This is a genomic window from Kribbella antibiotica (assembly GCF_004349055.1).
Taxonomy (GTDB): Bacteria; Actinomycetota; Actinomycetes; order Propionibacteriales; family Kribbellaceae; genus Kribbella; species Kribbella antibiotica.
In genome coordinates this window covers 1-12,268 of sequence record NZ_SMKX01000115.1, presented here as the reverse complement: position 1 = coordinate 12,268, position 12,268 = coordinate 1, and the positions used below count along the sequence as shown (strand labels likewise).

At 67.0% G+C, this 12,268-nt stretch carries 11 protein-coding genes and 1 pseudogene; 7 read left to right on the top strand and 5 right to left on the bottom strand.

All coding sequences use genetic code 11. The features are described 5' to 3' along the window. Position 1: 1 nt before the first annotated feature. A complete protein-coding gene (locus E1263_RS30180) occupies positions 2 to 730 on the bottom strand; it encodes an SDR family oxidoreductase (RefSeq protein WP_132173502.1) in 729 nt (242 codons plus the stop codon). A 76-nt stretch (positions 731 to 806) separates the two neighbouring features. Between E1263_RS30180 and E1263_RS30175 the strand changes: the two genes are divergently transcribed. From E1263_RS30175 to E1263_RS30165, 3 genes are read left to right on the top strand one after another with little or no spacing between them, the layout of a single operon-like run. Further along, positions 807 to 1,403, top strand: coding sequence for a TetR/AcrR family transcriptional regulator (locus tag E1263_RS30175; protein ID WP_132173500.1), 597 nt, complete (start codon positions 807 to 809; stop codon positions 1,401 to 1,403). Between the two features lie 52 nt (positions 1,404 to 1,455). Continuing rightward, positions 1,456 to 5,625, top strand: a complete 4,170-nt coding sequence (gene hrpA, locus E1263_RS30170; protein WP_238161655.1) for an ATP-dependent RNA helicase HrpA — start codon at positions 1,456 to 1,458, stop codon at positions 5,623 to 5,625. A gap of 46 nt (positions 5,626 to 5,671) precedes the next feature. Next, complete coding sequence (locus tag E1263_RS30165; RefSeq protein ID WP_132173498.1) at positions 5,672 to 6,532, top strand: DinB family protein; 861 nt, start codon at positions 5,672 to 5,674, stop codon at positions 6,530 to 6,532. Positions 6,533 to 6,573: 41 nt separating this feature from the next. Here E1263_RS30165 and E1263_RS30160 read toward each other — a convergent pair whose 3' ends face one another. Continuing rightward, positions 6,574 to 6,990, bottom strand: a complete 417-nt coding sequence (locus E1263_RS30160; protein WP_132173496.1) for a VOC family protein — start codon at positions 6,988 to 6,990, stop codon at positions 6,574 to 6,576. 206 nt (positions 6,991 to 7,196) lie between these two features. Between E1263_RS30160 and E1263_RS30155 the strand changes: the two genes are divergently transcribed. Continuing rightward, positions 7,197 to 8,780 carry a beta-N-acetylhexosaminidase gene (locus E1263_RS30155; protein ID WP_132173494.1) on the top strand — a complete coding sequence of 528 codons (1,584 nt, stop codon included), beginning with the start codon at positions 7,197 to 7,199 and terminating at the stop codon, positions 8,778 to 8,780. On the opposite strand, the gene E1263_RS30150 is transcribed toward E1263_RS30155, so the two are convergent. Further along, entirely contained in the window at positions 8,781 to 9,053 is a 273-nt protein-coding gene (locus tag E1263_RS30150; protein WP_132173492.1) for a protealysin inhibitor emfourin, read from the bottom strand. A 460-nt stretch (positions 9,054 to 9,513) separates the two neighbouring features. On the opposite strand from E1263_RS30150, the gene E1263_RS30145 reads away from it, so the two are divergent. Beyond that, a complete protein-coding gene (locus E1263_RS30145; protein ID WP_012921273.1) occupies positions 9,514 to 9,717 on the top strand; it encodes a cold-shock protein in 204 nt (67 codons plus the stop codon). Between the two features lie 115 nt (positions 9,718 to 9,832). Next, entirely contained in the window at positions 9,833 to 10,327 is a 495-nt protein-coding gene (locus E1263_RS30140; protein WP_132173490.1) for a DUF6328 family protein, read from the top strand. Here the strand turns inward: E1263_RS30140 and E1263_RS30135 are convergent. Further along, positions 10,308 to 11,174, bottom strand: a complete 867-nt coding sequence (locus E1263_RS30135; RefSeq protein WP_132173488.1) for an LLM class flavin-dependent oxidoreductase — start codon at positions 11,172 to 11,174, stop codon at positions 10,308 to 10,310. The two genes, E1263_RS30140 and E1263_RS30135, sit on opposite strands and share 20 nt — an antisense overlap. A 57-nt stretch (positions 11,175 to 11,231) precedes the next feature. Between E1263_RS30135 and E1263_RS30130 the strand changes: the two genes are divergently transcribed. Then, entirely contained in the window at positions 11,232 to 12,008 is a 777-nt protein-coding gene (locus E1263_RS30130) for a dioxygenase family protein (protein ID WP_132173486.1), read from the top strand. On the opposite strand, the pseudogene E1263_RS30125 reads toward E1263_RS30130, so the two are convergent. Next, positions 12,005 to 12,268, bottom strand: a pseudogene (locus E1263_RS30125) (SMP-30/gluconolactonase/LRE family protein); the annotation flags it as partial. The gene E1263_RS30130 and the pseudogene E1263_RS30125 sit on opposite strands and share 4 nt — an antisense overlap.

The window sequence follows — 12,268 nt, the reverse complement described above, 5'->3', positions numbered from 1 at the left end:
ACTAGCTGCTCGTTGACCTGGAGACCTCTTGGAGCGCGTTGAACTCGCGCTCCGGGAGGTCTCTTGCCGTGTACATGGCCCAGGCCGCGTCGGCGATCGCCACCGGGTCGAGGGTCGGGAGGTCGGCGGTCGGGTAGGCGCGGGTGGCGGTGGTGTGGATGTCGCCGCCTTCGATCAGGCCGCCGATGGTGAGGGTGGCGGCGTGGACGCCGGTGTCCTTGAGGGCTGCGTTGAGGGTGAGGACGTACATGCGGAGGGCGGCGGAGGCGGGGGCCAGGGCGCCGAGCATGGGGATCGGGTATTTGCCGCTGAGGCCGCCGGGGATCAGGATCGTGCCGGTGTTGCGGGCGAGCAGGTCAGGGAGGACGGCGTCGACGAGGTCGATCGCGGGCAGGACCAGCGACTCGATTTTCGCGCCGATGGTCGCCGCGTCCGCCTCGGTGATCGGCACCGGTCCCCCGCCGTCGGCCGAGACCGGACCGAAGTAGACGGTGTCGATGGGACCCAGGTCGGCGGTGATCGCGGCCAGGACGGCGCGGAGGGCGGTTGGGTCGCGGACATCGGCGACGTATGCGTGGGCGTCGATTCCCTGGAGGTCTTTCAGGTACGCCGGGTGGCGCGTGGCGCTGCGTGAGACGAGCGCGACGGTGAAGCCTTCGCGGCCGAAGCGGTGGGCGATGGATAGGCCGAGGCCCGGACCGGCGCCGAGGACGGCGAGGACTTTGCGCATGATATCTCCATAAGTTGAGGTTGTTCTCAAGTTAGACATAAGTTGAGGAGGCCGTCAACTTTGCTAGGCTGCGGTCGTGCGAAGGGATGCGGAGCTCAATCGGGAGCGGTTGGTGACGGCGGCTCGGGAGGTGTTTGCCGAGCGCGGGCTGGATGTTGCGCTCGATGCGGTCGCCAAGCGGGCCGGGGTGAGCATCGGGACGTTGTACAACCGCTTCCCCACGCGGGGAGAGCTGGTTCGGGCGGCGTTTGCCGACAACGTGGACACGGTGGCGCGGCTGGGTGAGCACGCGCTGGGGCTGGCGGATCCATGGGATGGGTTCGTGTACTTCGTCGAGCAGGTCAGCCAGTTGCAGGCGGCCGATCGCGGGTACAACGAGCTCGCCGGATCGTCCTCGGCCGAAGACCTGTCCCGCGGATATGACTTGATGAGCCGGATCGTGGCGCGGGCGCGCGAGGCCGGCGGGCTGCGAGCCGACTTCACGCTCGAGGACATGGCGTTCGTGACGTGGTCGATCACGCGGACGATCGAAGCCACGGCAGGAACCAGTACGACGGTCTGGCGGCGCCACCTGGCGCTCATTCTGGATGGGTTGCGGGCGTCCGCGGCTCACCCGTTGCCGGAGCCCGCGTTGTCGCGCGAGCAGCTCGCGGACATCTATCGCGACTGCTGAACAGGTAAACCACGTGAGTGGGTGGGCTGGGCCGCCTAAACTTGTAGGTGACATGTCTGATGCCCGGACCGAGTTGCCCAGTCCTCCCCCAGCCCCCGGTCCTTCCCAGGACTCCACTCCGCCTACCCCGGGCACTGCTGCCCAGCCTGACGCGCCCCGTGAGGGAGGCGGCAAGCCGCGGCGCCGCCGGCGGCCAGGCGGAGGCCAGAGCGGAACGCCGCGCGGCGCCGGCCGGGGGTCGGCCGGTGGGGACAAGGCCGAGCGCGCGGCCGGGGACGCCGTACCGGAGGTGAATCTGGCCGAGGTGGTTGCTCGGTTGGGTGAGTTGACGGCTTATGACCGCGAGCAGCTCGGGCGGCGGTTGGAGCGGGTTCGCGGGACGCAGGATGCGCGGAAGCGGGCCGATGCGCTGCAGGGCGTGATCGGGGCGGTCGAACAGGCCGAAGGCCGGGTCGCGTTCCGGCGGAGCGCCGTACCGGAGATTACGTATCCGGAAGAGCTGCCGGTCAGCCAGCTGAAGGACGAGATCGCGGCGGCGATCCAGGCGCACCAGGTCGTCATCGTGGCCGGCGAGACCGGGTCCGGTAAGACGACGCAGTTGCCGAAGATCTGTCTGGAGCTCGGGCGCGGGATCCGGGGCATGATCGGGCACACGCAGCCGCGGCGGTTGGCGGCGCGGACGGTGGCGGAGCGGATTGCTTCGGAGCTCGACACCGAGCTCGGCGAGACGATCGGTTTCGCGGTGCGGTTCACGGACAAGGTCAGTGAGCGCTCGCTCGTGAAGCTGATGACCGACGGCATCCTGCTGAACGAGTTGCAGCGCGACCGCGATCTGAGCCGGTACGACACGCTCATCATCGACGAGGCGCATGAGCGCAGCCTCAACATCGACTTCATCCTCGGGTATCTCAAGCAGCTGCTCCCCCGCCGGCCCGACCTCAAGGTCATCATCACGTCGGCGACCATCGACCCCGAGCGGTTCGCCGAACACTTTGCCGACAGCAACGGAACACCGGCGCCGATCGTCGAGGTGTCCGGGCGGACGTATCCGGTCGAGGTTCGGTACCGGCCGATCAACGATCCCGACGACCCGGCCACGCTCGATCGCGACCAGACCCAGGCGATCCTGGACGCCGTCGAGGAACTCGAGTACGAGGCAGATGGCGACGTACTGGTGTTTCTGAGCGGTGAGCGGGAGATCCGCGACACCGCTGACGCTTTGAATGACAAGTACGCCGCTCAGCGTGGCCGGCCGGGCGCGATCGAGGTGCTGCCGTTGTACGCGCGACTCTCGAACGCCGAGCAGAACCGGGTGTTCCATCCGAGTGGCAACCGGCGGGTCGTGCTCGCGACCAACGTCGCCGAGACCTCGCTGACGGTGCCCGGGATCAAGTACGTGATCGACCCCGGTACGGCGCGCATCTCGCGGTACAGCCATCGGACCAAGGTGCAGCACCTCCCGATCGAGGCGGTCTCGCAGGCCAGCGCGAACCAGCGCAAGGGACGGTGCGGGCGAACGAGCGACGGAATCTGCATCCGGCTCTACTCGGAGGAGCATTTCGAGAGCCGCGACGAGTTCACCGACCCGGAGATTCTGCGAACCAACCTTGCGTCCGTCATCCTGCAGATGACCGCGATCGGGCTCGGCGACATCGCGGCGTTCCCGTTCATCGACGAGCCGGACAAACGCAGCATCACCGACGGCCTGCAGCTGCTCACCGAGCTCGGCGCGATCGAGCCGGCCAAGAGCGGCGAGCGGACGCGGCGACTCACGCCGACGGGTAAGCAGTTGGCGCAGATCCCGCTCGACCCGCGGCTCGCGCGGATGATCGTCGAGGCGGACAAGCACTCGTGCGTCCGCGAGGTGATGGTGATCGCGGCCGCGCTGTCGATCCAGGACCCACGCGAACGGCCGACCGAGGCGCAAGCCCAGGCCCAGCAGGCGCACTCGCGATTCCGCGACCCGGACAGCGACTTCTCCGGCTACCTCAATCTGTGGGCGTATCTGAAGAAGCAGCAGAAGGATCTGTCCGGCAATCAGTTCCGGCGGATGTGTCGCGGTGAGTACCTGAACTATCTGCGGGTCCGTGAGTGGCAGGACATCTTCGCGCAGCTGCGGCAGGTCGCCGCGCAGATCGGCGTCACACTGAACACCGGCGCGCCGGCCAATCCGCAGAGCGTCCACATCGCGCTGATGTCCGGACTGCTCTCGCATCTCGGCATGAAGGATCCGGCCAATCAGAACCAGTACATCGGCGCCCGCGGCACGCGCTTCGCGGTCTTCCCCGGATCGGGGCTGTTCAAGAAACCACCGCAGTTCGTGATGGCCGCCGAGCTGGTCGAGACCTCGCGGCTGTGGGCGCGGGTGAACGCGAAGATCGAGCCCGAGTGGGCCGAGGATCTCGCGCCGCATCTGATCAAGCGCTCGTACTCCGAACCGCACTGGGAGCGCAAGGCCGGTGCGGTGATGGCCTACGAGAAGGTCACCCTGTACGGCGTACCGATCGTTGCCCGGCGCAAGGTCAACTACGGCAAGGTGGATCCGGAGGCATCGCGCGAGCTGTTCATCCGGCATGCGCTGGTCGAGGGCGACTGGGACACCCACCACAAGTTCTTTCACGAGAACCGCAAGCTGATCGCGGAAGTTGAGGAGCTCGAGGAGCGCACTCGGCGGCGCGACCTGCTGGTCGACGACGAGACGCTGTTCGCCTTCTACGACGAGCGAATCGGCGCGGAGGTCGTGACCGGGACGCACTTCGACACCTGGTGGAAGTCGGCGCGGCAGCGCGACGCCGACCTGCTCGACTTCGAGCGATCGCTGGTCGTTCGTGAGGGCGCGGAGGTGAAGGAGGAGGAGTTCCCGCTGCACTGGTCGCAGAACGGGATGACCTTCGATCTCACCTATGCCTTCGAGCCTGGTACGGACGCCGACGGGGTGACTGTGCATCTGCCGTTGCTGGTGCTGAACCAGGTGAACGCGGACGGGTTCGAGTGGAGCGTGCCCGGGTTCCGCGAGGAGCTGGTCACCACGCTGATCAAGTCGTTGCCCAAGGCCATCAGGCGCAACATCGTGCCGGCGCCGGACCATGCGCGGCAGATCCTGCCGTTCCTGGATCCCGCATCCGGTCCGCTGACTTCCGCGATGGCTCATGAGCTGCGGAACCTGCGCGAAGTGATCATCGACGACGATGACTGGGACTGGAGCCGGATTCCGGAGCACCTGCGGATGACGTTCCGGGTGGTCGACGACAACGGCAAAACGGTGGCCGAAGGCAAGGACCTCGCCAAGCTCAAGGAACGGTTGAAGCCGAAGACGACGGCCGCGATCTCCAAGGTCGCGTCGAAGGCTGTGAGTGGGCTCGAGCGTGCCGGTCTGACCGACTGGACGTTCGGTGATCTGCCGCGGAGCTTCTCCGAGCATCGCAACGGGCTGACCATCGCCGGCTATCCGGCGCTGGTCGACGAGGGCAAGACGGTCGCGATCCGGCTGCAGGAGACCGAGCGCGACCAGACCGCCGCCATGTGGAACGGCACCCGCCGGTTGCTGCTCCTCACGATGCCGTCCGTGATCGACGTCGTACAGCGTCATTTGAGCAATCAGCAGAAGATGACGCTGATGGCCGGCCCGCACCGCAATGTCGGTGAGCTGCTGGACGATGCGATCGCTGCTGCGGTCGACCAGTTGATGGCGGCGGCGCATGGGCCGGCTTGGAACCTCACCGCGTTCTCGGTGCTGCGCGACGCCGTACGGTCGGATCTTGCGGACACGGTGCTGGGGATTCTGCGGCAGGTCGAGCAGGTGCTCGGGCACGCGCGGACGGTGGACAAGGCGATCTCACGGGCGTCATCGCCGGCGTTGCTCGCGGCGCTGTCGGACGTGCGCGGTCAGCTCGAGGCGCTGATCAACCCGGGATTCATCACGCGGACCGGGGCGGCGCGGTTGCCGGATCTGGTGCGGTATCTGCGCGGGATGGAGCAGCGGCTCGACAAGATCGGCGCGAACGCCATGCGCGACCGCTCCGGGATGGCGATCGTGCAGACGCTCACCGACGAATACCAGAACCGGCTCCGCGCCGTACCGACCGGCAAGTACGCGTCCCCCGAACTCCTCGAAGTCCGCTGGATGCTCGAAGAGCTGCGGGTCAGCCTCTTCGCCCAAACCATCGGCACGCCGTACCCAGTCTCGGAGAAACGGATCCGCAAGGCCCTGTCCGGAGGCTGAGCTGTTCCGGACGGAGACTGTCCGGAACAGCTTCTACGGTGGAGTCATGGTGACCACGCTGGAGAACTTGCTGAATCTGTCCGACTTCGCCTGGGGGCGGCTGCAGGCACGGGTCCAGGGGCTGACCGACGAGGAGTACTTCTGGGAGCCCTACGACGGGTGCTGGACCGTGCGGCCCTCAGCGGACGGCCTGGCGGCGGACGGCTTCGCGGAAGACGGGCTGGTCATCCCGCCGGAGCCGCCGCCGTTCACCACGCTCGCGTGGCGGATCACGCATATCGTCGACATCCTTCAAGAGGACCGTACGGCGACCTGGTTCAGGCATGAGGTGGATCCGGCGGACGGGCAGCCGCCGGTGCCGGCCACGGCCACTGAGGCGTTGACTGCGCTGGACCACTCGTACGACGTCTGGCGCCGGCGACTGGCTTCGCTGAGTCAGGAGGATCTGGATCGGCCGTTGGGTGAGGTCGCCGGTCCGTACGCCGCCGACGACGGGACGGCGTTCGCGCTGCACATCCTGGACGAGCTCATCCATCACGGCGCCGAGGTCGGCACCGTGCGCGACTTCTACCGCGGGACGCACCCCGAAGACTCGTTCGAGGGAGCGCTCTCCGGCGAGGTGACGCCGGCTGAGCGTCCGACGCTGGTGGCGGATGCTGCGGCGGCCAAGCGGTGGGAACTGGTGCCTCAGTTGGCCGCCGCAGGCTTCGGGCTGAACGAGAAGACGAGCAACGGCTTCACGGCCGCGCACTTGGCGGCGGGGAACGGCGCGTTGGAGACACTGCGGTTCCTGGTCGAGCACGGCGCGGATCTGACGATCACGGACGCGCGGTTCAAGGCCGACGTACTGGGGTGGGCGCAGTGGTTCAAGCAGGCTGAGGCGGTCGCGTATCTCGAAGGAAAGTAAAAGGCCCGCCCCGGCCGACTGCACCGGGACGGGCGAGGAGCTTATTCGAGGCAGATCCGGAACGGGTGTCCCGCCGGATCGGCATAGATCCGCCAGCCGCGCGCATTGTCGGCCGGAGGGGGGTCGAGCGGGTCCAGCGGCTCCGCTCCGAGCGCGACCACGGTGGCGTGGCCGCTGGAAAGGTCCTCGACGATGAGGTCGAGGTGGAGATCTTGCGCATCGGTGCCGGGCCACGCGCCCGGCAAGTACTCCTCCGAGCGGCGGAAGGCCAGCGTCGAGAAGCCGAGCGACGAGCCGGGGCCGGTCAGGCTCCGCCAGTCGTCATCGCCGTTCTCGTCGATCTCCAGCCCCAGCAGCACCGAGTAGAACTGGGCGAGCTCCAGCGGGTCTGCACAATCCAGAACCACCGAGCCGAGCCGCCCGGCAGTACTGCCCGGCTGCTCTGCCACCTGCGTCATCTGTCCTCCAGCTTCGTCTCTTCGACAGCCCTGCTCCTGTCGGGGCACGACTACGGGCCCTCTTGTTGGAAGGCCCGGCCGCCTACGATGACAGGTCGATGGGACAGTTCGCACCTTTCGACACGCCTCCTTGACCGGTCAAGGAGCTCACTCCGGGCAATTGTCCGGTGTTGACGGGGAGAGCGCCTGCCCGAACACTTAAAGTCATGACACGACTACGCCGCCCCCGTCGTCCTCTGATCGGTCTACTGACCGCCGCCCTCTTGGCAACTCCACTTCTCGCCATCCCGACCACTGCGCACGCTGCCCCGGCGCCCGCTCTGATTCCGAAGCCCGTCTCCCAGCAAGCGCTCTCTGGTGAGACGTTCACGCTGAAGTCATCGACTGCGGTCGGCGTCATCGCCAGCCCCGACAAGCGCGTTGCCGCCACCAAGGTGGCCGAGCAGCTGTCCGCCCAACTGCGGCGCTCCACCGGCTTCGCCGTACCGGTCGTGGCCGACGCCGGCGCGATCAAGCTCTCGACCAACGGAGCCAGCTCCCTCGGCGCCGAGGGCTACCAGTTGCGCGTCGACCGCGCGGCCATCACGGTCACCGCAGCGACGCCGGAGGGCCTGTTCCGCGGCGTCACCACACTGCGGCAACTGCTACCCGCCAAGGCCGACGCAGCCACGCCTCAGGGTGGTCCGTGGCAGATCGCCGGTACGTCGATCTCCGACTCGCCGCGGTTCGCGTACCGCGGGACGATGCTCGACGTCTCGCGGCACTTCTTCTCGGTCGCGGAGGTCAAGCGCTACATCGACCTCGCTTCGCTGTACAAGCTCAACAAGCTGCACCTGCACCTGGCCGACGACCAAGGCTGGCGGCTCCAGGTCGACAGCTGGCCGCGACTGGCGACGTACGGAGGCAGTCTCGAGGTCGGCGGGACACCCGGCGGCTACTACACGAAGGCCGACTTCGCCGAGATTGTCCGGTACGCCGCAGAGCGCTATCTCACCGTGATCCCGGAGATCGACACCCCGGGGCACACGAACGCGGCCCTGGCGTCGTACGCGGAGCTGAACTGCAACGGCGTCGCGCCCGCGCTCTACACCGGCACGAACGTCGGATTCAGCTCGCTGTGCGTCAGCAAGCCTGTCACCTACACCTTCCTCGCTGACGTGTTCGGTGAGATCGCGGCGCAGACGCCAGGCGACATCGTCCACCTGGGTGGCGACGAGGCGCACTCGACGCCGCACGCGGACTACGTGACCTTCCTGAACAAGGCCAGTACCATCGTCGCCAACACCGGCAAGAAGGTGATGGGCTGGCACGAGATCGGAGATACCGCTCTCCCGGCCGGGAGCATCGTGCAGTACTGGGGCACCGATGACACCAAGTCCCGCGATCTCGCCCGCAAGGCCGCCACGAAGGGCGCCAAGATCGTGATGTCGCCGGCCAACCGGGCCTACCTCGACATGAAGTACAACCGCGATACCCCGTACGGCCTGGATTGGGCCGGTTTGGTGAGCGTTGAGAAGGCCTACAGCTGGAACCCGACCACGCTGATCCCGAACCTGCCGGAGAGCGCTGTCGCCGGTGTCGAGGCACCGCTGTGGTCGGAGACGCTGGACAACATCGACAAGGTCGAGTTCATGGCGTTCCCGCGGCTGCCCGGCGTCGCCGAGCTCGGCTGGTCATCGGCCTCCGCCCTGAACTGGACGGCGTACAAGGACCGTCTGGCCGGTCAGGGCTCGCGGTGGGATGCGCTGAGCGTCAACTTCTACCGGGCGCCGGAGATCGCCTGGCGCTAGCTAGCTGAGGATGCGGTCGAGCAGCCAGGCTGTGGACTCGTCCAGGTCCTGCTCGGCCACTGTGTGGTGCGTCGCGGCTCCCTCCGGAGTCGCGCGCACCTCCAGCCGGTAGACGTACCGATCTGGCTGTGGACGACCATTGCCGAGTTGCCCCGCTTCAAGGGCCCGTACGGCGGCCTCCAGCTGCTCGGCGTCCAGCTGCGTACTGGTGTCGAGTTCGCCCTCGGCGACGAGCCCGGCGAACCCTCCACTCCGGGTCACGGTGACGATCAATCCAGCTCCTCGGGGCGGTCGGTGCACCACCATTGCGCGCCGCGCAACGAATGTCCAGACCCGCGCGACACGCCGAGAAATTCGATCAGCAACGGGCGGCCATTACCCGCCGTACCGGTCGCTTTGTCTCACGTTGCCACCCCCCGGCCCTTGCTCCGGAGGACGAATCAGCAGGTCGGCGCGGGATTCGGCCCTTCACGGCACGACTGTGCAGGGTGCGGAGGGGCCGAATACGGATGAGCACGGAGCGTGGCAACCAGCGACAATCAGCGACACGTGTTCTCGATCACCCCTTCCACGGGGCCCCAGATCGGCTACAGTTATCGCGTTGCAGTTTTGGACTCCCACTGACTTTCGCTGTGCTGTACGGCCGGTTTCGTCGTCTGGGGCCTTTCGGCGACACGCGGTCCATGAGGTGTGGATCGCGTCTTGTTACAAGCCATCAAGGAGATAGACAACAATGGCTGTCGGTACCGTTAAGTGGTTCAACGCTGACAAGGGCTTCGGCTTCATCACCCCGGATGACGGTGGCGCGGACGTGTTCGCGCACTACTCCGCCATCCAGACCTCGGGCTTCCGCTCGCTGGACGAGAACCAGCGCGTCGAGTTCGAGATCACCCAGGGCCAGAAGGGCCTTCAGGCGGAGAACATCCGCCCGATCTGATCTTCGGATCAGCTCTTCTCGAAACTGATGAAAGGGCCACACACCTTCGGGTGTGTGGCCCTTTCCTTGTGTCAACTGTCTTGTTCTGGTAGCCGTCCGGGTAACAATGGACGCGATGACGCAGAACGAGCCATACCGGCGACTCTCGGAAGACGCCGGCGCGCGACTGGACCGGCAATGGGGTGAACTGCTTCAGGAGCTCCGGCTGGCCCAGACCGGCACCCAGATCCTGTTCGCGTTCCTGCTCGGCATCGCATTCCAGGGTGCGTTCCAAAGTGCGGACGCGTTCACCCATCACGTGTACGCCGTGACGTTGCTCGCGTCCGCTCTCGCGGTCGGCCTGTTCTTGGCGCCGGTGTCCTTTCACCGCATCGTCTACCGGCACCAACTCCGCGACCGGATGCTCCCGATCGCAAGCCGGATGGCCGTCGCCGGCCTGGCCTTCCTGGTGCTCGCATTGACCGGCGGTGTCCTGCTCGCGACCGACGTCGTACTGTCCCGGCCGGTCGCGATCCTGCTCACGTCGATCGTCCTGCTCTGGTTCGTCGTCTTCTGGTACGCCATCCCCGAAGGGGTCCGGCGCTCAATGCCTAACGGAACCGGGGAATGACCTCTGCGGCAACCTGCTCCAGGACGTCCTCACTGCCGGCGTAGACACCTTCTACTCTTGGCCAGTGCGTGATGACGTCGGTGAAACCGAGGGCGGCAGCGCGCCCGACGAGGTCTTCGAAGGCAGCGACGCTGGTCAGGGCGTACAAACTGTCGTCGATGGAGAGGTAGCGGTCGAACGAGCCAGACCGGTCGGAAGCGGCCAGGACGTCGTTGAGGCGGTGGGTGAGCTCCGCGACCGTCGCGAACCAGCCGTCGAGGTCGTCGGCATCACCGCCGGTGGTGACCCAACCGGCGCCGTACTTGGCGGCCAGCCTGAGCGAGCGCGGGCCGTTGGCGGCCATCACGAAGGGGACGCGGGGCTGCTGGATGCAGCCGGGGAGCGTGCGGCCGTTGCGGACCTCGAAGTAGTCGCCCTTGTAGTCGACGCCGTCGGTCGTCAGCAGCGTGTCCAGCAGCTCGACGAACTCGGTGAGCCGGTCGACCTTCTGCCGTGGGGACAGCTCCGAGCCGCCCTGGATGGTGGCGTCGAGACTGCCGCCTGCGCCGAGGCCACAGAGGAAGCGACCGTCGGAGATGTCGTCCAGGGCAAGGATCTCGCGGGTCAGCGCGAGGGGGTGCCGGAAGTTCGGTGAGGTGACGAAGGTGCCGAGCTTGATCGTCGAGGTGGCCAGCGCCGCCGCGGTCAAGGTCGGCGTCGTCCCGTACCAGGGCGAGTCCGGCAAACCTCCCCATGTCAGGTGGTCATAGGTCCAGGCATGGTCGAACCCGAGCTCCTCCGCCCGCCGCCAGCGCCGCTCTGCTTCATTCCACCGGTACTCCGGCAGGATCGTGATCCCGAATCGCATACCCGTACCCTACCGAGCTGGGAATAGATTGAGTGTTCAACTACATTGATAGCTGACATGACTACTCCGGTGTTGTACCTCAGCCACGGCGCTCCCCCGCTCGCCGACGACCACCGCTGGACCGCCGAGCTGGCCGGCATCTCAGCCGCTCTCGAGCGCCCGACCGCCATCCTGATCGTCTCGGCCCACTGGGAGGCCGCGCCGCTGACCCTCGCGGCCACCGAGACCGTCCCGCTGCTCTACGACTTCGGCGGTTTCCCCGAGCGCTACTACCAGGTCCAGTACGCCGCTCCTGGCGCCCCGCAACTCGCCGACCAGGTCCGCAAGCTCCTCCACTCCCCCGGTACACCGGTCTACGACGACCCGACCCGCGGTCTCGACCACGGCGCGTACGTGCCGCTGAAGGAGATGTACCCGGACGCCGACGTACCGGTCCTCCAGGTCTCGATGCCCACCCTTGACCCCACCGAACTCTTCCGCATCGGCCAGAAGCTCGCGCCCCTGCGCGACCAAGGCGTCCTCATCGTCGGCAGCGGCTTCACCACCCACAACCTCCGCGAAATGAACTTCGCCGCCGGCGTCGACGCCCCCGCCCCCAACTGGTCGATCGAGTTCGACGACTGGACCCGCCGAGCCCTGCAGTCCCAAGACGTCGACTCCCTGATCGACTTCCTGCACAAGGCTCCCGCGGCCCGCATCGCACACCCCCGCACCGAACACTTCGCACCCCTGTTCGTCACGCTAGGCGCCGCCGCCAACCAACTCCCCACCGCCGAAACCGTCATCGACGGCTTCTGGTACGGGCTGTCCAAACGCTCCTGGCAGATCGGCTAGCGCATAGGCGTTGGGAAGGTGGCCAGGGTCGTCGTACCGATGCTGCCTAGCCAGACTTTGCCGTCTCGTTCGCGGACGCCGGTTGGGGTGCGGAAGTCGGGGTTGTTGCTCGTCAGGTCGTGGATGAGGACGCCTGACTCGTTGAAGGCTTGGATGTCGATGGTGTCGGCGGGTTTGGGCTGGAGGGCGTCGGGGAGGGACCAGACGAGCTTGCGCAGGACCGGGGCCTTGGGGAGCAGGAGGTCGAGGAGGGTGTTGCG